This is a genomic window from Pseudokordiimonas caeni, from assembly GCF_026719705.1.
In the GTDB taxonomy this organism is placed as follows: domain Bacteria; phylum Pseudomonadota; class Alphaproteobacteria; order Sphingomonadales; family Kordiimonadaceae; genus Gimibacter; species Gimibacter caeni.
Genome location: NZ_JAPPRR010000001.1, coordinates 1,780,806 through 1,801,651, shown reverse-complemented (window position 1 = coordinate 1,801,651; position 20,846 = coordinate 1,780,806). Strand labels below are relative to the sequence as shown.

17 protein-coding genes are annotated in these 20,846 nt (G+C 57.8%); 13 read left to right on the top strand and 4 right to left on the bottom strand.

Annotation, left to right across the window (positions count from 1 at the left end; genetic code table 11):
- Window positions 1-20 precede the first annotated feature (20 nt).
- The 3 genes from OU694_RS08145 to OU694_RS08135 all read left to right on the top strand — a co-directional run bounded on the left by OU694_RS08145 (window position 21) and on the right by OU694_RS08135 (window position 4,845).
- A complete protein-coding gene (locus OU694_RS08145; protein WP_308910486.1) occupies window positions 21-929 on the top strand; it encodes a LysR family transcriptional regulator in 909 nt (302 codons plus the stop codon).
- A 171-nt stretch (window positions 930-1,100) separates the two neighbouring features.
- The gene (locus tag OU694_RS08140) at window positions 1,101-3,308 is read left to right on the top strand and encodes a beta-glucosidase family protein (RefSeq protein ID WP_373460280.1); all 2,208 of its coding nucleotides are present in this window, start codon (window positions 1,101-1,103) and stop codon (window positions 3,306-3,308) included.
- A 16-nt stretch (window positions 3,309-3,324) separates the two neighbouring features.
- On the top strand, window positions 3,325-4,845 hold the full coding sequence (locus OU694_RS08135) for a carboxylesterase/lipase family protein (protein WP_308910484.1): 1,521 nt from the start codon (window positions 3,325-3,327) through the stop codon (window positions 4,843-4,845).
- Window positions 4,846-5,165: 320 nt separating this feature from the next.
- On the opposite strand, the gene nhaA is transcribed toward OU694_RS08135, so the two are convergent.
- On the bottom strand, window positions 5,166-6,359 hold the full coding sequence (nhaA, locus tag OU694_RS08130; protein ID WP_308910483.1) for a Na+/H+ antiporter NhaA: 1,194 nt from the start codon (window positions 6,357-6,359) through the stop codon (window positions 5,166-5,168).
- Window positions 6,360-6,473: 114 nt separating this feature from the next.
- Here nhaA and OU694_RS08125 point away from each other — a divergent pair, with 114 nt between their 5' ends.
- On the top strand, window positions 6,474-6,971 hold the full coding sequence (locus OU694_RS08125) for a hypothetical protein (RefSeq protein ID WP_308910482.1): 498 nt from the start codon (window positions 6,474-6,476) through the stop codon (window positions 6,969-6,971).
- Between the two features lie 26 nt (window positions 6,972-6,997).
- Here the strand turns inward: OU694_RS08125 and OU694_RS08120 are convergent, their stop codons facing one another.
- Entirely contained in the window at window positions 6,998-7,156 is a 159-nt protein-coding gene (locus OU694_RS08120) for a DUF3309 domain-containing protein (protein WP_308910481.1), read from the bottom strand.
- A gap of 107 nt (window positions 7,157-7,263) precedes the next feature.
- Window positions 7,264-7,653 carry a PRC-barrel domain-containing protein gene (locus tag OU694_RS08115; RefSeq protein WP_308910480.1) on the bottom strand — a complete coding sequence of 130 codons (390 nt, stop codon included), beginning with the start codon at window positions 7,651-7,653 and terminating at the stop codon, window positions 7,264-7,266.
- A gap of 380 nt (window positions 7,654-8,033) precedes the next feature.
- Between OU694_RS08115 and OU694_RS08110 the strand changes: the two genes are divergently transcribed.
- The gene (locus tag OU694_RS08110) at window positions 8,034-8,660 is read left to right on the top strand and encodes a lipid-binding SYLF domain-containing protein (RefSeq protein ID WP_308910479.1); all 627 of its coding nucleotides are present in this window, start codon (window positions 8,034-8,036) and stop codon (window positions 8,658-8,660) included.
- 53 nt (window positions 8,661-8,713) lie between these two features.
- Window positions 8,714-8,941 (top strand): hypothetical protein, encoded by a 228-nt coding sequence (locus tag OU694_RS08105; protein ID WP_308910478.1) that lies wholly within the window; start codon window positions 8,714-8,716, stop codon window positions 8,939-8,941.
- 174 nt (window positions 8,942-9,115) lie between these two features.
- Here OU694_RS08105 and OU694_RS08100 read toward each other — a convergent pair whose 3' ends face one another.
- Complete coding sequence (locus OU694_RS08100) at window positions 9,116-13,522, bottom strand: chemotaxis protein CheB (RefSeq protein WP_308910477.1); 4,407 nt, start codon at window positions 13,520-13,522, stop codon at window positions 9,116-9,118.
- A 647-nt stretch (window positions 13,523-14,169) separates the two neighbouring features.
- Here OU694_RS08100 and OU694_RS08095 point away from each other — a divergent pair.
- The 7 genes from OU694_RS08095 to OU694_RS08065 all read left to right on the top strand — a co-directional run bounded on the left by OU694_RS08095 (window position 14,170) and on the right by OU694_RS08065 (window position 20,846).
- A complete protein-coding gene (locus OU694_RS08095; protein ID WP_308910476.1) occupies window positions 14,170-14,553 on the top strand; it encodes a hypothetical protein in 384 nt (127 codons plus the stop codon).
- Between the two features lie 673 nt (window positions 14,554-15,226).
- Complete coding sequence (locus tag OU694_RS08090) at window positions 15,227-15,658, top strand: hypothetical protein (protein WP_308910475.1); 432 nt, start codon at window positions 15,227-15,229, stop codon at window positions 15,656-15,658.
- A 72-nt stretch (window positions 15,659-15,730) separates the two neighbouring features.
- Complete coding sequence (locus tag OU694_RS08085) at window positions 15,731-16,144, top strand: hypothetical protein (RefSeq protein WP_308910474.1); 414 nt, start codon at window positions 15,731-15,733, stop codon at window positions 16,142-16,144.
- On the top strand, window positions 16,137-17,198 hold the full coding sequence (gene hflK / locus OU694_RS08080) for an FtsH protease activity modulator HflK (protein ID WP_308910473.1): 1,062 nt from the start codon (window positions 16,137-16,139) through the stop codon (window positions 17,196-17,198). The genes OU694_RS08085 and hflK overlap by 8 nt, the downstream gene beginning before the upstream one ends.
- Entirely contained in the window at window positions 17,195-18,172 is a 978-nt protein-coding gene (gene hflC / locus OU694_RS08075; protein WP_308910472.1) for a protease modulator HflC, read from the top strand. Before hflK ends, hflC begins: the two co-directional genes overlap by 4 nt.
- A 701-nt stretch (window positions 18,173-18,873) precedes the next feature.
- Window positions 18,874-19,548 (top strand): fumarylacetoacetate hydrolase family protein, encoded by a 675-nt coding sequence (locus tag OU694_RS08070; RefSeq protein WP_308910471.1) that lies wholly within the window; start codon window positions 18,874-18,876, stop codon window positions 19,546-19,548.
- Window positions 19,548-20,846: an MFS transporter gene (locus OU694_RS08065; protein ID WP_308910470.1), complete on the top strand. Its 1,299-nt coding sequence runs from the start codon at window positions 19,548-19,550 to the stop codon at window positions 20,844-20,846. The genes OU694_RS08070 and OU694_RS08065 overlap by 1 nt, the downstream gene beginning before the upstream one ends.

Below are 20,846 nucleotides of genomic sequence, written 5' to 3'. Positions count from 1 at the left end.
TTGCGGAGGAGGGAATTCCAATGTCGATGATCAATTTGCGGCATCTTCGTGCCTTCGAGGCCGTGATGCAGAATCGCCATTTCACCAAGGCGGCGGAGTCCATCGGGCTTTCGCAGCCGGCGCTCAGCGCACTTATCCATCAGCTGGAAGAAGACCTTGGCGTCAAGCTGTTCAATCGCAGCACGCGGAATGTGGAGCCGACCGCCATCGGGCTTGAGTTCGGCGACGTGATCAAACGGCTGCTTGGCCAGTTTGATGAGGCTCTGGCCAATGTCACCAAATATAGCGACCTGACACGTGGCAAGGTTTCGATTGGCGTGCTGCCGTCGCTCGCCAGTACCATCCTGCCTGAAACCATTGCCCGTTTCCGGTCGCAGTATCCCGATATCACCATCGAGGTTTCGGATGTGCTGGGTACCGAAATCGTCGACCTGCTGCTGAACAAACAGATCGACTTTGCCGTCAGCCGCACCCAGAAGCATCGGGAGATCGACGCGTTGCCGCTTCTGAACGACCGGCTTGTCCTTGTCGGTACGCCGCAAACGATCCGCCCGGCGGGCAACCAGATCAAATGGCACGAGCTTGCCGAGGAGCCGATCATTGCGATGGCGCCGGGTTCGACCATCCGGGCGCTGACCGACGGCGCTACCTCCACCGCAGGCTTCACCCCGAATATCGTGATGGAGCCCCGCCTGATCCCTACGGCGATTGCCTTCGCACGTGCCGGCCTTGGCTGTGCCATCCTGCCTTGCTCGGAATCGCCCACGGTCAAGCTGACTGACCTGCCGCAATTTGATCTGGTGGAACCTTATGTCCGGCGGGAGATTTCCCTCATGCGACTGGCCGGTGCCGCTGCATCCCCTGCGGCCGCCGCCCTGTCGCGCCACCTGCAGCAGGACCTGAAAAAGATGGCGGGCGGGACATCCTAGTCGTGCTGCCTTCGATGCAAGTTCTTATCATATGTTTTTCGGATCAATGCATCCGATAAAACAATTTAACAGATATACGAGCGCCATGAACAATGCACCCGCGGTGACGCCCCAATGGGAGATTGGCGGCTTCGCCAGCCTTTTGTCTGGGGATTCACGCGGGAGGAAATGATGAAAAAATCCGGGATGGCAACATCGCTTGTTGCCCTGTCTTGCTGTGCAGGTCTTGCCCTGTCGTCGGCCGAAGCTGCTGTTGGCAAGGAAAGCGAAGCAGCTGCCAAAGCCGCAGCAACGGTTGAAAAGATGACCCTTGAGGAAAAGGTTGTCCTCACCCACGGGATCATGCCGCTGCCCTTTGGCTTTGATGTTGAAATCCCGAAGGAAGCGATCCCCGGTGCAGGCTATGTTGCCGGTATCCCGCGCCTCGGCATCCCGGCGCTGACAGAAACGGACGCGAGCCTGGGGGTATCCTATATTGGCGGGTTGCGGGGTGATGGCGCCACGGCCTTGCCGTCCGGCGTGGCGATGGCCTCTACCTGGAACCCGGCCCTGTTGCAGAAGGGTGGGGCGACCATCGGGGCAGAGGCGCGCGCCAAGGGCTTCAATGTGCTGCTGGCAGGTGGTGCCAACCTGATGCGCGAGCCGCGCAACGGTCGCACGTTTGAATATCTGAGCGAAGACCCGCTCCTCACCGGCGTGCTGGTCGGGGCCTCGATCGAGGGTATCCAGTCGAACAATATCATTTCCACGATCAAACATTTTGCCCTCAACGGGCAGGAAACCGGCCGCAAGTTCGCCGATTCCCTGATCAGTGAAGCGGCGGCCCGGGAAAGCGACCTGCTGGCCTTTCAGATCGGGATCGAGATCGGCAATCCGGGCTCGGTGATGTGCGCCTACAATCCCGTGAACGGAGCGCAGTCGTGCGCCAGTGACTGGCTGCTCAACAAGGTACTGAAGGACGACTGGGGCTATGAGGGGTTCGTCATGTCGGACTGGGGCGCCGTTCCCGGTCTTGAAGCTGCGCTCAAGGGGCTCGACCAGCAGTCGGGCGCCCAGCTCGATCCTGCTGTTTTCTTTGGGGATACCCTGAAGGACGCCGCCAAAAGCGACGCGGCCTACAAGGTGCGGCTTGATGACATGAACAAGCGCATCCTGACCGCCATCTATGCAAACGGCCTTGAGGCTAATCCTGCCAAACCGGGCGGCACCATTGATTTCAAAGCTCATGCCGATGTGGCCGAAGAGGTGGCAAAGCAGGGCATCGTTCTGCTGAAGAACGAGAAAAGCCTGTTGCCGCTCGCGAAATCGGTGAAGTCCATTGCCGTGATTGGTGGCTATGCCAATGCCGGCGTGCCAGCGGGCAGCGGATCGAGCCTCGTGCATGCTGAAGGTGGCCCGTCCGTTGTGGTGCCGACCGATCCGGGCAACCCTTTCTCGGCGCTCCTGTCGGAAACCTATCATGCGTCCTCGCCGCTGAAGGCGATCAAGAACGTGGTGCCGGAGGCGAAAGTCTATTACCGCAACGGTCGTTATGTCGCCGATGCGGTGATGGCAGCCGAGAAGGCCGATGTCGCCATCGTCTTTGCCACCCAGTGGATGACCGAAGGGCTGGACGTGCCCGATCTCTCCCTGCCGAACGGGCAGGATGCGCTGATCGCGGCGGTGGCCAAGGCCAACCCGAACACGATCGTGGTGCTCGAAACCGGCGGACCGGTGCTGATGCCGTGGCTTGGCGAAACGGCAGCGGTAATGGAAGCGTGGTATGCGGGTATCCGCGGCGGTGAGGCGATTGCCTCGGTCCTCTTTGGAGACACCAACCCGGCGGGACGCCTGCCTATCACTTTCCCGGCAAGCCTGAACGACCTGCCGCGGCCCGAACTTGACGGCGCCAAGGAATTAGAGCCCGATTTTCTGGGCGCGCCGAAGCCAGGCGAAACGCTCAGTGTGAATTATGATATCGAAGGGTCGGATCTCGGCTACCGCTATAACGCCCGCGAGGGGCACAAGGCGCTGTTCCCGTTCGGCTATGGCCTCAGCTATACAAGCTTCACGTCGTCCAGCCTTAGAACGGATGGCGCGACCGCCAGCTTCGCGGTCACCAACACCGGCAAACGGGCCGGCGCGACGGTAGCGCAACTGTATCTCCTGGCGCGCGACGGCAAGGTGAAACAGCGCCTTGTCGGGTTCAGCCGGGTGGAGCTGGCGCCCGGCCAGACGCAGCAGGTTTCGGTTGACATCGACCCGCGCCTGCTTGCCGACTGGACCGACGCCGGATGGACCATCGCGGCAGGCGACTACAGCTTCGCGCTCGGGGAAAATGCCGAAACGCTCGGCAAGCCTGTGACCGTGAAGATGGCCGCGCGCACATGGCGGGATTGAGGGAACGGAGGCGATCATGAAACGCATGGCAAACGCATTGATCGCAGGAGCAGCCTTGATGCTGTCGCTGGGGGCAGCGCCTCTACTGGCGGCTGACGTGTCCATCACAAGCGGCCTCGTTCGCGGCACGGATGAAGGGGCTATCACCGCCTTCAAGGGTATCCCCTATGCCGCACCGCCGGTCGGCGACCTGCGCTGGCGCGCGCCGCAACCGGCGCCGGTGTGGCAGGGCGTGCGCGAGGCGGGCGCGTTCGGGGCCGACTGCGCCCAAGCGCCATTCCCGCCAGATGCTGCCCCCATCGAAACCACGCCGTCCGAAGACTGCCTTTATCTCAATGTCTGGTCGCCAGCATCCGCGCGTGCTGGCAGCAACCTGCCAGTGATGGTGTGGATTCACGGTGGGGGGTTCGTCAATGGTGGCTCCTCGCCGGGTGTTTATTCGGGCGAGGCCTTCGCTCGTGATGGCATTGTGTTCGTCAGCTTCAATTACCGGCTTGGCCGGTTCGGTTTCTTCGCTCATTCGGGGCTCGAAGCGGAAGGCTATGGCGGAAACTTCGGTTTTCTGGACCAGATCGCCGCCCTCGAATGGGTGAAAGCCAATATTGCCAACTTCGGCGGCGATCCCGCCGCGGTCACCGTGTTCGGGGAAAGTGCTGGGGGCATATCGGTCCATATGCTGTTGCAGGCACCAGCGGCACGCGGGCTCTTTTCAAAAGCCATCGTCCAGTCGGGCGGCGGACGGGAACGGGCCCTGCCAACCCCGGTGCTTGCCAAGGCGATTGCCACCGGCAACGATTTCGCGCCGGGGCTGACAGCTGCCGAACTGCGGGCCCTTCCTGTGGCCAAGGTCACAGGCGACCTCAGCCTGATGACAATGGCTCAGGCGGGCTACAGCGGCCCGATGATTGATGGCCGCACCTTGCTCGGGTCGCCGGTTGATGCGGCGCGTGCCGGCATCATGGCGAAAGTGCCGCTGATTATCGGGGCCAACAGTGCCGACGGTTTCCCGATGACGACCGACAAGGAAGCAATCTTCGCGGCCTTTGGTAATGATGCGGACGAGGCCCGTGCGCTATATGATCCTTCAGGTGAAACGCTCGGGTTGGTCGTTGCCACCGCGACAAGCGCCGACCGCATGATGATCGAGCCCGCCCGTGCCGTTGCCCGTGCACTTTCGGAGCGTCAGCCGGTGTTCCTGTACCGCTTCGCCTATGCAGTGCCGGAGGTAGAGGCCGTGATGGGTGGTGCGCCGCATGCGAGCGAAATCCCGTATGTTTTCGATACGGTGGCCAAACGGGTGCGACCGAAGATGATCGCGGCTGAAGCCCCTGTCGCGGCGCTCACGCACCGCTACTGGGCCAATTTCGCCAGGACCGGCAAGCCGGACGGCGGTGACAGCGCGATCCCACCTTGGCCACCGCTCAGCTCGGGCGGTAGCAAGCTGCAGCTGATCAATGCCGACGGCGCCCGTCATGCTGTCGATCCCTTGGCGGCCCGGCTGGATTTCGCTGAAAAGCTGGCAAGCAGACCGTTTTGATGGGAAATCCCCCGGAGGGTTAGCCCCCGCTCCAGGGTGAACTCTTCGGGTTGGCGGCATCGTCAAATCGCCAAAAATTCGTGCGCCAAATTTGCGCCAGGTGCTTGTAACTTATTGATATCAATAAAGGTCTGGTGCCGGCAGCGGGCACCAATGACTTTAAGTTATTGATTTTATTGTATTATTCTTGATTTTCTCCTGCCTTGCTTGGTGATTGTCATCGCTGTGCTCCGCTGCTTGGGTGCTGGGCTGAAGCCGGTACAGCGAAGACAGATGCGCGTCGCGCTGTACCGTGGCTATGGTGGATGACGCCTTCCTTTCTATCCGCCATGTACAGGGTGTCGTGGCAGCGACCAATGCAGGATCGTATACCCGAGCAATCCTGAGGCGATCGAGCCGACCAGGATGCCGATGCGTTCGTCGAACTCTTTGGTTAGTAAAACGGATTCAAAGGCCAGGGCTCCGATGAAAAGGCTCATTGTGAAGCCGACACCTGCGAGGACCGAAACGCCGAAAAAAGCCCCCCAGGACGCGCCAGCCGGCAGCTCGGCTACTTTAAACCGGATGCCCAGCCAGCAGAAAAGCAGGATTCCGATAGGCTTTCCAATGAAGAGACCAGCGGCAATGCCCAATGGAACGGGGTGCATGAAGGCATCAAGGCCAAGCCCCGTAAGCGGCACACCGGCGTTCATGAAGGCAAAGACGGGCAGAATAACGAAGGCAACCATGGCATGCAGGTCTTCCTCCAGGTCCTTGAGCGGGGACTGGTATGGATTGTCGGGATTGGCAATCGGGATGAAGAGCGCGAGCACGACCCCTGCCAAAGTCGCATGAACGCCCGATTTCAGCAGGCTTATCCACATGACAATCCCGGCGGCGAAGTAGAGGCTGCGCTTCATGACGCCAAGCCGGTTGAGCAGCCAAAGAATGGCGGTCATCGCTATGGCGACGGCGAGGGCCAATGGCGAGATATGACCGCTATAGAAAATCGCGATGATCAGGATTGCGCCCAGATCGTCGAAAATCGCGAGTGACGTGAGGAAAACGGTGAGCGCGATGGGCACGCGGTTGCCGAGCAGGGCCAATATGCCCAGCGCAAAGGCGATGTCGGTGGCCGCCGGTATGGCCCAGCCATGCAAGGCGACGGGATCGCCGGCGTTAAGCAGGGCATAAATGGCGGCTGGTGCGAGCATGCCGCCCAGTGCGCCGAGGGCTGGCAACATCAGGGTGCGGCGGTCGGAGAGATCCCCCTCAATAAATTCCCGTTTCAGTTCAAGGCCGATGAGCAGGAAGAAGATCGCCATCAGGCCATCATTGATCCACAGGAGAAGGGGCTTGTGGATGACAAGGGCGCCAACCTGGACGGCAACAGGGGTTTCCAGAAATATCCCATAGAGGGTGACAAGAGGCGTGTTGGCGGTGACCAGGGCGATTGCTGCAGCTGCCATGAGCAGGATGCCCGCGGTTTGTTCCTGTTTCAGGAAGGCCTGAAGATAATCAATGGTCGATGTCATCAGTTAATCTTCAATATGCGACTTGTCTGCCGCTTGAAGCCATTCATGGCGGCAAGTCTCGGGGGCTGTCGGTCGGGCGATAGGTATTTGCCGATGCTGCCAGGACGGTTAGCCATGGAGTATTTTTCCGTTACTGGGCCAAGACTGGAATCGTTAGGGATTCTGTCAGCTCTATCGAAGGCGAGGATGAAAATGGAGATGAAACACGCGGCCCTGACCCCCATTCTGGAAGCAAAATTCGACCGCTTTTTGCAGTTCCAGATCGGTGAGGAGCCAAGCGGCATGCCGATAAGTGTTCTCTCCGCTCTGGCCCGCCAAAATCTTGATCCGTGGGGCGAAGCAATGGCGCTCGACCGCATGCCGACCGAGATGGCCATTGAAAGGCTGGCAGAACTGATCCGTGCCCTGCCGTCAAACAACCCTGTCGATCGGCTGGGAGCCAGGTCGCTCGCAACACGCCTGTGTGCAAGGTTGCCGAATATCAGTAGGGCCGGCAAATCGCCAGACCGAAGGGAGGCCGGAGGTTTTTTGGGGTCTCGCTTTCTTGTCGTTTTTATTCTCATGTATTTTGTGCTCAGAATTTGGGCCGCGTTTGGCAGTCCGCCCGCCTGACAGCACCAATCCTGAGACCCCCCTGGCTATACGCGTCCCATTATCAACAGGACGAGGAAGATCACCACAAGTATGGTGATAATCCCGCTCGGGAAATATCCCCAGGAGCGGCTATGTGGCCAGGTTGGCAAGGCGCCGATCAGGAACAGCACCAGAATGATCAGAAAAATTGTACTGAGGCTCATGGAAAGCACTCCTTTGGAAATCAGGCAAGTTCAATGCGGGAATTGGCATCGACGGTTCAGAAGCATCAGGGCGCGCCCGTCAAAGCGCGCCCAAACCCTTTTGTCGGTTACTTGCTGTATTCGAACTCGGGAAGGGCCTTCAAAGTGTCCTTCGTCGCTTCCGGCAGGGTCATTTTTTTGTCGCGGATGACAAAGTCGCTGTAAGGCACAACCACATATTTTGTGGCCATCCCCAGAAAACCACCAACCGACAAAATGGCGAAAGGTACTTTGTCGTTGGGCGTGACGATCAGATCATCGATCGTGCCGATCGTCTCACCGGCCTTGTTCATGACCGGGCTTCCGACAACTTTGGATGTGCGATAGCCGGTTGAAAGCGCGGTTTGGTCGACATTCGTTTTCGCGAATGTTTGCGGCGTTACCTGAGCCGCCGAGGGGAAGGTCAACGCAGACGCCACTAGTGCGGCGCCGAGCATCATTTTGATTGGATTGGTCATTTTTTATCCTTTCAGGGGAAATCACGTGCCGTGTGTCTGTCCCGGAAGACGTTGTGTCGTACTTGCGGGATCAGTCGGACATGAGGTCTGAACGGGAAGTATAGGCTGCAGATGAAGTGTCCTGTCAGCCTCGGAAACTACGCAGGGCCGGAGGTGAAGCCAGTATTGGCGACATACCGAACCGGCCTCTGTCATGTCATTGCTTGGTCTTCTGTGGGTAGATTCCGGGGCTGACCTCGCCGTCCCAACTCTGCGTATTGTTATTTTCTGGAAGTAAGCCCGGAAATAGGAAAACCACCATCATACAGATGTCGGTGTTCCAGTGGGCAGTCAGGCGGCACGGTATGCCGGCTGAAAGGCTTCAACAGAAGGAGCAACCAATGATGCGCAGCGACCTTGACTTTGAACGCCCTTATCTTGCCGAAACAGCGCGCAGGCCCTGGCGGCTTGGGGCGCCAAAGCGTTATTTGGCGGGGGCGTTCGCGCTAGGGTTCCTCCTTTGCACCGCATTGATTACGGGGCCGGTTCAGGCTGCCACCGCGGCTGACCTCGACAGGGATGCCGTTCAGGCCCTCAAAACCCTGTCCAAGACAAATCACCTTGCTGCCGACATGGCGGAGAAGGCCGTTGCCATTCTGGTGTTTCCGAACATCGTCAAGGCCGGCCTGATATTTGGGGGGGCTTATGGTGAAGGGGTTCTTCTGAAAAAGGGAACCGTTGTTGACTATTATAATTCGGTTTCGGGGTCCTGGGGGTTTCAGGCCGGCGCGGAGTCCTTTTCCTATGTCGTCTTCCTGATGACCAAGGACGCCCTCGATTATGTTTCTGAAACCGCAGGATGGGAGCTTGGGATTGGCCCTTCTATTGTCGTAGTCGACGAAGGGGCGGCCAAAAATCTGTCCAGCTCCTCCCTGCAAGACGACGCCTATGCCTTCATTTTCAGCCAGCAAGGGCTGATGGCCAGCCTCAGTATAGAGGGTACCAAAATATCCAAAATCAAACGGTGAGGCCGAGGCGCAAGGCCGCCCTTTTACAAATGGCGGCAAGCAGGACAATTGCAATGAAATACACTTACAAACCCAAATCGATCCCTGAGAAAGGCGAGATTGACTACGAAAGCATGCTGGTGCGGGTCAAGGTCGTCAAATACGCAGGGCTGGTGATCATGGCGGCGATCGTTTTGTTTGCGGCATATCTGTTCGGAAAAAGCGTCGTGGACGACGACGGTACCTCACTTAAACGAGCCGATGCCGCCGATGGAGCAGTCCAGTCCCAAACAGCCAGTTGAAGGCGGGACAAGGCTGATCTTGATGCTGAAATACTCGCAGTGTTTATCGCTCTCGGTCGAACAGGGAGTGGTGCTCCGCAAAAATGATTTATTGCTACGATCAAAGCTATTTTTTTGCCTGATGCCCTTGATGCCCGGTCGCCCACAAAAGAGGCCGGGCATTCTTTTTGTCATTCAGCTGTCTGAAGCTGTATTGGAGGCGGCCACGGCCAGTCGCGCAAGGGCAGGCAAGGATTTGGAGCCCGTCTTGTGCATGATGGCGGCGCGGTGATTTTCGACCGTGCGCTGGCTGATGCCGAGGTCGGCTGCGATATTCTTGTTTGGGTGGCCAGCAAGGATCATATCCATGACCTGACGTTGACGCACTGTAAGTTGCTCGATCATCTGGCAGGCATGTGTGTTCCATGCCGTGTGCAGTTCGGTGCTTTCTGCATGGTCCAGAATTAGCTGAAGGCTTGCGGCAAGTTCCGCGGTACTGACAGGCTTTTCGATAAAGTCGGACGCACCGGCCTTCATGGCTCGAACCGCCATTGCAACATCGCCGTTCCCTGTGATCATGATGGCCGGATAGCGGGGCTCCATTTCGTGAAGCTGCGTCAAAAGCCCAAAGCCGTCCATCCCCGGCAAGCCAATATCGACTAACAGGCAGCCGTTCTCACCGCGTTTGTATGAAGACAGGAACTCTTCCGCGCTTGGGAAGGTCCGCGCCTTGTGGCCCAGATCCTGGACAACCGATCGCAGTGCTTCGCGGACTTGTCGGTCATCATCGACGATATAGATTGTCGGGCCCTCGGATTTTGCCATTACGGTTGTTGACGAAGAAGCCTCGACATCTGTCGTGTCTTTATCCTTGCGGCCCAGCAAGTCCTGAACAATCGCCAAAAGGGCTCTGGCTTTGACCGGCTTGTTAAGCTGTACGCAGTGCAGTCTTTTTATTTCCTGCAAGGTGCGGGTCGAAATATCGCCGGTCAGCACGACAACAGGAATATCGCGGCCGAGTTTCTTTCTCAGTTCATGGGCCAGCGACAGGCCGGTCATGGTTTTGGGCAGGTTATAATCGGTGAGTATAAGGTCGGGTCTGGCATCGCCACGCGAGAGCAGGCTCTGGGCGTCCTCGCCATTGGCCGCGGAAAGAATCCGGTGCCCTTCGGCGCGGAGAATGTCTTCCAGAAGTTCCCTTACATCGGAATCGTCCTCCACAATAAGGATCGTACCTTTAAGGCCTTCGTCTGCAACGGCTTCGCTGCTATGGCGCTGCTTCGGCGCCGACGAGTGCTCAGACCCATCGGCCGGCCGGGCGATGGGAACCTCGATGCTGAACACCGATCCCTTGCCAAGCCATGACCGAACATGAAGCGGGTGGCCAAGCAGGTTCCCGAGCCGCTTGACGATTGACAGCCCCAGGCCCAGCCCTTTGCTGCGCTCCCGTGCTGCGTTGTCGAGCTGGTAATATTCTTCAAAAATGAGCTTGAATTCTTCCTCCGGAATGCCGACCCCGGTGTCCCAAATCTCAACCGAAAGCGCATCGCCAAGGCGGCGGCAGCCAAGAAGTACCCGGCCTTTTCGTGTGTATTTGAAGGCATTTGCAAGGAGATTGCGCACCATCTGCTCAAGCAGGCTGGGGTCGCTCTGGATTTGTAATCCGCATGATACCGCGCGGAACTGAAGCCCATGGGATTCTGCATGATATTTGAATTCGTCGGTAAGCCGCTCAAGCATGCCGCTGATCGGAAAATCGATTACATCGGCACGAATGACGCCAGCGTCGATCTGGTTGATGTCCAGCAAGGCGTTCAGCATCCCGGACATTGAGCCGATGGTGTCATCCATCCGGTCAACCATCTCCCGGGCACGGGAGCCCTCGATATTCTTGGCAAGAATGCCCTGCATGAGCGCCAGCGTCTGCAGCGGCTGCCGCAGGTCGTGGCTGGCCGCAGCCAGGAAGTGCGATTTTGCAATATTGGCCTGATCGGCCTGCCTTTTTGCTTCCTGAAGCTCGTCGGCATCGCGTTTGCGGTCGGAGATGTCGACAAAGGTGATGACGACCCCTGCAACATTCCCTTCCCGGGTCACATAGGGGAGGATACGGCGGGCGAAACAGGTGCCGCTCCGCCCCATGATCTCGTGATCCGCCGACCCGGAATTGTCGAGGACAGCTTGGGCGTCAGTTAAGAGAGCATCATCTGCCACCAGTGACCGCATGTCGCCAAGAGGGCGGCCAATGTCGCTGTCGATGACGTTGAAGAGGCCTTTGATTGCCGGCGTGAAAAAGCGGATATTCAGGCTGCGGTCCAGGAAAAGCGTGGCCACATTGGTGCTGAACAGGATGTTCTGCAGATCGTTCGAGGTCGTTCTCTGATGATCAAGGGTTTCCTGAAGTTGACTGTTGAGGGCGGTCAGTTCTTCGTTGAGCGCCTGAAGCTCTTCTTTGGAAGCGAGCAGTTCCTCATTGGTCACCTGGAATTCTTCGCGGAAGGACAGGGCTTCCTGATAAATGGCACGTTGCTCGCCTTTTGATTCTTCAAGGGCAAGGGTGACTTCATGAAGTTCCGACCTGGTCATATCCAGTTCCTGCTGCAGGTCGTAATTTTGGCGCGTTTCTGAATCGTTCGGCTGGGCGTCCTGTCGGGCGATACGCTTTTCGTTTTCGCTAAAACTGATAAACAGAAGGTCCTCATCTTCGCTGCGCACAGGTTGCGCGCTTATGGTGATCGAATGATTTTCCCCTTCCTTGTCGGCTCTGATGCATTGGACGAGCGCGCGTTCCTTGTCGCGCAGAGCTTGCTGGATAGCCTGACGCAGTTTGTTCCGAATGTCGGGCCGGGTCATGGCGAGCAGGTCTTGCGTTACGCTGCCAGGCGCAACTTGCAGATACTTGTCTGTCGGGCCGAGGGTATAGAGGCATTCCCGTCGGTCATTGATTAGGACCGACGCCGGTGCAAAAGCATTAAGCGCCAGTTGTTGGCAAAGTTGGGCGAGCGAGCCTTGTTTTGTGGCAAGCCCTGCACTGGGGCCGGACGGTGTGAACTGAAAATCAGCGCCGAGGCCCATCAACATCCCGAAGTCGCCGGGACGGCGGAAATTGGTGTGACGGTACAGCTGGTTGGTATCTGACTGAATGACAAACCGCTTGTCGTCAGCCGGAATCCGTTCCGCGCTCCCGAGCAGCACATAGCCGCCATTTCGAAGTGAGAAATGGAAAAGCGAAATGATTTTTTCCTGCGCTTCGGGTTGCAGATAAATCATCAGATTACGGCAAGAAATCAGGTCGATATGTGAAAATGGCGGGTCTTTGAGCAAGTCGTGGACCGTGAAGACGACATCTTCTCTCAACTCAGCTGTCACACGGTACCCGTCACCTTCACGGACAAAGAAGCGCGCCAGCCGTTCGGGCGAAACGTCCGCCTCGATATTGCGGGAATATGTGCCAGCCCGGGCTGTGGCGATCGCTTCTGCGTCAACATCAGACGCAAGGATGTTGAAGCGGATCTTCTGGGAAGGGCCCATACTTTCGCGAAGCAGCATGGCCAGGGAATAGGCTTCCTCGCCGGTGCTGCAGCCCGCAACCCAGATGCGGATCGCCTTGCTCGGTGCCAGTCTTTTCACCAGATCCGGCAAAATGGTCTTGGCAAGGTATGAAAAGACAGGGGAATCCCTGAAGAATGCCGTCACATTGATCAGCAGGTCTTTCATCAGGGCTGTCAGTTCCGCCGGATTTCGGCGCAGGAGATTGACATAATTGGCGACGCTTTCCGGGCCGGTTTCGGCCATCGCCATGCGCCGTTCTATCCGGCGTTGCAACGTGCCGGACTTGTAAAGATGGAAGTCATGCCGCGTGTGGCTGTGCAGCAGGTCAATGATTTCCGGCAGCCAATTGGTTTCACTTTTTGTGGGTGACCGGGCGTTGTGTGCCCGGATTTCGCCGAGGCGACGGTCGAACGCGATCAGTGCGTCAGGTATTTCGGCAACCGGCAGAACCAGATCTACCATCCCTGACTGGATGGCGTTCAGTGGCATGCTGTTATGATCAGCCTCGTCCGGATCCTGGGCGATGACCAGTCCGCCCGCTTCATGAATGGATTTCAGTCCAAGACTTCCGTCTGTGCCGGTGCCAGATAGGATGACGGCCAGCGCGCGCTCCCGATAGGCCCTGCTCAGCGAATGCAGCAGGAAGTCGATCGGCAGTCTGGTGCCCGTTACGGGCGGCGGGCGTGAAAGCCGTAGGGTCGTGCCCTCCACCCAGAGCTGGTATCCCGGCGGGATGATGTAAAGGTGGTTTCGCTCGACCGGCATGCCGTCACATGCCTGATATACGGTCAAGTGGGTGTAGCCGGCCAGGAGGTCGGGCAGCATGCTTTCATGGGTCGGATCAAGGTGCTGGACCAGAATGAAGGCCATTCCGCTGTTGGCTGGCAGGGCGGTCAGGAATTTTCTGCACGCATCCAGCCCCCCCGCTGAAGCGCCGATACCGACGACCGAGAATGGAAACAGCTTCAGAGGCTGCTCCAGAGGGAGGGATGAGTGGCGACTGTTGCCACGGGAACTTGCGTCGTTCCGTGACCGGCTGGGGTTTTTATTCATTGCTTCCAGATGTGGTGAGTATGCCCGAAATGAGCAATATTTTTGCATTGTATCACAATTTTAAATATAAATCTTCCGTATATGTATATTTAAATAAAATAGAGTTTTTATTGAAGTATATTGAATGAGTATGGGTTTATTATTCAAATTTGTTTTTATGGTTTTTTATTATTGGTCGGATGAGAAGTTTTTATTGTTATGCGTAGAATCCGTACCTGTCCGGTAATCCCGGACTGATTGATGCTGGGTATGTGGCGCCAGAGCTGATGGCACGAGATATGGTGCCGGTTGGGCCCGCACGAGACCTCGCCGCTCTTGTTTCGCGCATCAGCTGCTTGAGAAAGCTGTCGTAGCTATTGCGAGAGGAAACTGGCTTGTCCGGCGCCGGAAGCATGAACAAGGGAATTTGAACATGGCGGCTCAACACTCGCCCGTACAGACGACATCAAAGGATGTGAAGAAGCGTGATCTCCTGCGTCAGTATGGGATCATTTGTGTTTCGGTTGAATATTTTCAATACGGCGGCTTCAGGTACCCGAACCTCGAGGAGGCGGTCAGTCAGGCAAAACGTGACCAGTATGCGCACGAGTCAGACATCTAGCATGAGCCATCCGGGATCCAGTCATGGGCTGCAGGAGTTGAATGAGATGATTCTCACGACCTCAAAAACTGTCACGTTCGCGCACCCCTTCACCGTTGAAGGGTTTGACGAAGTGATCGCTGCCGGGACCTATAACGTCGACTATGAAGAAGAAGTTCTGGCGGGTCAGCGTGTTGCTGCAGCAGTCCGGAAAAGGGTCCACATTTTCCTGAATGGGCGTGAAGGCGGCCCTGGGGTTTCGAGAATGCTGACCCTGAATGCAGATTCGTTCGCTTTGGCGCTGAACAGGGACATTGCCCGTGTGAGGGCCGCCGCGCAGCAGGGGGCAGGGGGCGTGAGCCCAAGGGCTCCACGGCCACAGACCAGTGCAAACTGGTTTGACCAGCTTGCTCTCGCCCGAGCCAATGACGTCAGGAGCGATTTCAATTGAACATGCATGCTGATGACTTTGCGCACCATTCTGTGGCGATCAAGCCTCGATCCGATTGCTCGACAAGCCTTGTCGCAGGGGCGCGTTTCATGCGTCCGACAGATGGCGACTTGCGCCTCGGTGTAACGTTGCTTTCACCGCGCAGCAGGTTTTTCCGTCCGGCAATGTTACTGCAATAAAATACTCATCTTGGACGCCCGGCCCTGACTTCCATTCGTGAGTATATTCCGACCCTCCCTGCCACGCAGTAATTCGTCTAAGGTGAAATTCGCGCTACTGAGCGGAAAATCGCTTTCGCAGCGAATTCAAACGTCGCTCTCCGGGTGCGACCGCCTTGGACAGGCCTGACAATCCTGAGATCTATCTCTCCAGCACCCCCTCGCCGCGGCACCGAATTCGTGCATCCGCCGGGATGTTGCCCGGCTCGCCCATATAGGAAGGAACAATAATGTCCAGCCGAGATGCCCTCGGTCGGGATGCGTCGTCCAGACATCTCGCCCGCCAAGACATGGAGAAATACGGGATCACTTGTGTACCCGTCCTCTATTTTCACTACAAAGACTTCAAGTATTCGACCTTGGGAGACGCAATTTCCCAAGCGCGCCGGGACATTCGTGGCGACAGTTTCGAACGGGTGGGCCCGCGATAGAGCCGAATTCGGAAAGGCAAAACGATGATCCGATCCACCTCAAAATCCGTTACATTCGCGCACCCTTTCACCGTCGCCGGTTTCGACGAGATGATCGAGGCGGGGCGATACAATATCGAAATTGATGAAGAAATCTTTGAGGGCCTGACATTTGCGCCTGTCATGCGGCGGACAGTTCATATGTTCCTGCACGATGACCCTTCCCATCCCGGCATGTCGAGAATGTTGTCGGTCGATGCGGACGCCTTTGCCTTAGCGCTCGAACACGATGTCGCGCTGTCAAGGGCGAACAGTCGACGGCCCGAACAGGCCCCGAAGGCGGCAATCCACGCAGGCAGTCCATTGACTCCGTTTGATAAACTGGCATTGGCCCGTGCCGACGATGACGGGATGCCGCGGAATGGAAGGCTAGCGGTGGCGAGGCGTCGCCGCACCTTGAGCTTATGGGGGGAATAAATTCAGCAGCATCGTATCGCTCGCCGCGGCGCGATTCCACTGTCTGCAGCATCCTACAGAAAGGGGATTGCCATGTTTATGCGCACCGTAAAATCCACCATGACCTTCACACGTCCCTTCGAGCTTGAAGGTTTTGACGAGACCTTGCCTCCCGGCACCTATGGACTGGAAGCAGACGAAGACATTCTGGAGGGCATGTTCCTGCCGGATTGTCTGCGCACAACGATCACGCTGCAGCTTCTTCCAAAGGCAGAGCATCCCGGACTTTCGCAAAGGTTGACGGTGCCATGGGAAGAGCTTGATGTGGCACGGTGGCGCGAGGCTGTTGCACTTGCGCCCCGCGATGCCGGTCTGCTTGGGCTGGATGACCTTCTGTCCGCTCCCCTGATACGGCTCATGATGCGCGCTGACAGGGTCAAGGAATCCGTCATTCTGGCGATATTTTCCAGTCTTGCGATCAAGCGTCGGGTAGATGTCTATGTCTGAAAGTCCGAACGGCACACCGCCCAATCCTTGTGGGCGCCAGAATCGTGACGGCGCCGGGGTTGAAGGCCTGCAAGCTGAAGTCAGGCGCTTACTTCAACAGATCCTGCCGCCGGGCGGGCCGACCGGTATTGTCGCGGTGGCGGCTTTGATCGTTGCTGCATGGGGGGCATGGTCGGCTTATTATACGGTCCCGAGTGATTCCGTTGCCATCGTCCAGCGGTTCGGAAAATATCTGGATGAAGTTCCGCCCGGGCTGCACTTCAAAGTCCCCTTCGGGATTGACCGGATGACAATTGTACCGGTCAAGCGTCAGTTGAAGCAGGAATTCGGCTTTATCACGCCGGGCGCTTCCGATCCCTACCAGAGCCCGGCAGGCCAGGATGCTACCCGTGAAACGCAAATGGTCACGGGCGACCTGAATGCGGCTCTCGTGGAATGGGTTGTGCAGTATCGGATTTCCAGTCCGAAAAATTTTCTGTTCGAGGTGCGCGAGCCGCGTGGAACGCTCCGGTATGTGTCGGAATCCGTCATGCGGGAGGTGGTCGGCGACCGTACGGTCGATGAAGTAATCACTGTCGGGCGTCAGGAGATCGAATCCGAGGCGCTGGTCAAGATGCAGGCGCTGGCCACCAAATATGCCATGGGGATCAGTATCGACCAGGTGCAGTTGAAGAATATCAATCCGCCCATGCCGGTTCAGGAATCCTTCAACGAGGTCAATCGCGCCCAGCAGGAAAAGGAAAAGCTGATCAATGAAGCCAGACGCGACTACAACAAGGTCATTCCCCTTGCGGAAGGTGAAAAAGATCAGCGTATCCGCGAGGCCGATGGTTACCGCCTGAAAAGGATCAATGAAGCTGAAGGGGATGTCTCCCGTTTCAATGCCCTGCTGGTGGAATATGAGAAGGCGCCCGAGGTGACGCGGCGCCGAATCTATGTAGAAACCATGCAGGATGTCTTGCCGGGTATCAAAGCCAAGGTGATTGTGGATGAAGCGGCCAGCAATCTGCTGCCGCTGCTCTCCCTGAACCCTTCAAGCGGAGACAAGCCATGAAAACGTCGGTCAAGATTGCAGGGCTGCTTGTGTTGGCAGCAGGAGGCATCACGCTCGGCAATTCGCTTTATTCACTTGGCGAAGTCGAACAGGCCATCATCACCCAGTTTGGTAAACCGGTTGGGAAGCCGGTTGTGTCGGCGGGTCTGAAGTTCAAGCTGCCGTTCATTCAAGAGGTCAATCCGATCGACAAACGCATACTTGAATGGGACGGGAACCCATCGGACATGCCGACGAAAGACAAACTCTATATATCCGTAGACCTCTATGCCCGTTGGCGCATCACGGATCCTCTCCAATATTTCCTGCGCTTGCGGGATGAACGCAGTGCGCAGTCCCGGCTCGATGACATCCTGGGCAGCGAAACAAGGAATGCCGTGGCAAAGCATGAGCTGATCGAGGTCATTCGAACGACACGCGACAGGGTTCCGCTGAGGGATGCAGTGATCGCCGAAATCGCATCGGAGCCGAACATCGGCTCGCTTGTGCCGATCAGGAAAGGGCGCCAGCAGGTGGAGCAGGACATCTTTGCCTCCGCCGCGCCGAAAATCGCTGTGTTCGGTATCGAGCTGCTTGATGTTCGTTTCAAGAGGATCAATTACAACGAAAGCGTACGCCCCAAGATTTACGATCGCATGGTCAGCGAGCGGCGCCAGATTGCTGAACTCTTCCTGTCGGAAGGGAACGGCGAAGCTGCCCGAATTCGTGGGGACCGTGTCCGCGAACTGAACCGGATTCAATCGGAAGCCTACAAGGCGGTTGAGGAAATACGCGGGCGGGCCGACGGGGAGGCGGCGGCAATCTATACCGGCGCCTATAACAAAAACCCACAATCGGTGGAATTTTTTGAATTCACCCGCACCATGCAGGCTTACAAGGCCATCATCGCGACCGATTCAACACTGGTGCTGAGCACCGACAGCGATCTGTTCAAATACTTGAAAGGCATGGAGATGGTGCCGCCTCGTAAGTAGATTCCGAGGCTGTCGGCGGGGGCAGGGGCCGCTTATCGTAAGGTGTCTGGAAATGACTTCAGGCAGAATGAAAGAGGAACTCATGTTCACCAAGAAAGGCCCGCAAGCAGCGGCCCAAACCAACCCCCAGAAACCCGACAATGCACGGCCGAAGGTCCCTGAAAAAGAAGCCCGGCCTGATCCCGCAAAGGACTCGCCGAAGCCGAAGCAGGGCTAGCCTGTCCGCGTGACAAGCAGGTAATGGGAGCACAGTTGAATATGCGGGGAGCCAAGGTGCTCCCCGGATTGCCGAGAAGGGGAGGCCACCGGGGCAGGCCGCCAGATTGGCGTACAGGGCGGGGCAAGATTCTTGAATTCTTCTGCGCCAAATTTGCGCCAAGCGCATGTAACTGATTGATATCAATAAGAGTCTGGTGCCGGCAGCGGGCACAAATTACTTTAAGTAATTGATTTCATTGAATTATTTTATATTATATTAGTCGGCCTTGACGGCCCATTTCCGCAGGTGGGTGCCGGCGTTTTGAGAAAACGTCAGGCTGGAACTGTTGCCTAGGGGAAGTCTCCGGGCGATGCCGCGAAATTCGAATAAGCGTCGTCTTTAATATATCGGTGTGGTTATAACGCTGGAGGTCTTCGATATTTCCTTGCCTGACAGCGCCCCTCCAAGATGGGCACGATCATATTTGGCCTTGAGGGGTATCGTGACTGACGCTTCCGTTTTTTCTCCTGACATCCCAGTCCTCGGTGGTGGCGATCTTGCTGCCGGGCGTGTGTTTTGCGTTGGACGCAATTATGCCGACCATGCGGCCGAGATGGGCGATGCGGTGCCGGAACCGCCCTTCTTCTTCATCAAGCCTGCTACCTGCCTTGTTGTTCGCCCTGCCACACTTTCCTATCCGCCGCGCACCGCTGACCTGCAGCATGAGATCGAACTCGTTGTTGTGATAGGGAAGGGCGGGCGTGATATCGCGCGTGAGGCGGCCCTCACGCATGTGACGGGATATGCGACGGGCATCGACATGACCCGCCGCGACATGCAGGCTGATGCCAAGGCGAAGCGCCGCCCGTGGGACATGTCCAAATCCTTCGACGAGGCAGCACCGGTTTCCGCTGTCACCCCAATCGCTGCAGCGCCTGCGGTCGAGAGCGCTGTCCTGCGCCTTTCTGTGAATGGCGAGGTGCGGCAGGAGGGCTGTGTCGCCGACATGATCTGGCCTGTAGCCGATGTCATTGCCGAACTTTCGTCCTATATGGCGCTCCTGCCCGGTGACCTGATCTATACCGGTACGCCGGCAGGTGTTGGTACGCTCCTGCAGGGTGACCGTGTGCGAGCGGAAATCGAGGGGCTGGAGCCGCTTGATTTCACCATCGCCTGATGGCGCAGGCCACTACAGCCGCCCGCGACCTGATTGCCAACGGGCCGATGAGCCGGGTGCAGTGGCAGGCGATTGCTGTGACGGTGGCGCTCAGTGCGCTCGACGGCTTCGATGTGCTTGCCATGACGTTTGCCGCCCCCGGCATTTCCACCGCCTGGGGTGTGGGCAAGACGGAGCTTGGCCTGTTGCTTTCTTCGGGACTTGCCGGCATGGCGCTTGGCTCCCTGTTCCTGTCGCCGCTTGCAGACCGGGTGGGGCGCCGGCCTGCAGTGCTTCTCTGCCTCGGCATCATGGCCCTCGGGATGCTGCTGTCGGCTTTCACGGAAAACCTTGGCAGCATTGCGGCCTGTCGCCTGTTCACCGGGCTTGGTATCGGGGGTATGGTCGGGATCATCACGCCCCTGGCGGCTGAATTTGCGAATGCGCGCATGAAGCCGGTTGCCGTTTCCCTGATGACGATCGGGTATCCTGTCGGCGGATTTCTGGGCGGTGCGGCAAGCGGGCTGTTGCTGGAGGCGTATGACTGGCGGTCTGTTTTCCTGTTTGGCGCTGGCATGGCCCTGCTGCTGGTGCCCATCATGCTGCGCTACTTGCCGGAATCACCCGACTATCTGGTGGCACGCCAGCCGAAAGATGCGCTTGTGCGGATCAATCGTGTGCTCGGGCGTTTCGGCTTGCAGCGGCTTGACGTTTTGCCGGTGCCGGAAAACGGGGCGCCGAAGTCTGGCGTTCGTACCCTGCTGGCCGGTACGGCGCGCCAGCGAACACTGCGGCTGATGGGTGGCTATTTCCTCTATATCATGAGCATCTATTACTTCCTCAGCTGGTTACCGAAGATCGTGGCGGACGTCGGCTTCGACCCGGCTACAGCAGCCGGTGTGGCATCGGCGTCGAACCTCGCGGGCATTGCGGGTGGCGCATTGGCCGGGATGCTGGCATCGCGGTTTGGCCTTGCGCGGGTCATTGTTGCGGTACTCGGCGGAACGGCATTCTCCGTCGCCCTTTTCGGGCAGGCTGTACCACCCCTCGGGCTTGTCACCCTGTTTGCCTGTCTTGCCGGCTTCTTCGTGATGGCGGGGATGAGCCTTCTGTATGCGCTGATCGGTACTGCTTTCGCGCCAGCAGAACGTGCGACAGGCGCAGGGCTTGTGATCGGGGTGGGCCGGGGAGGAGCCGTATTGGCACCTGCCTTGGCGGGGCTTATGTTCGATGCAGGGATCGGTCTTGCCGTCGTATCAGCATTGATGGGGCTTGCCGCGTTGGGTGCGGCCGTTCTCGTTCGTCGGCTTGCCGATTGA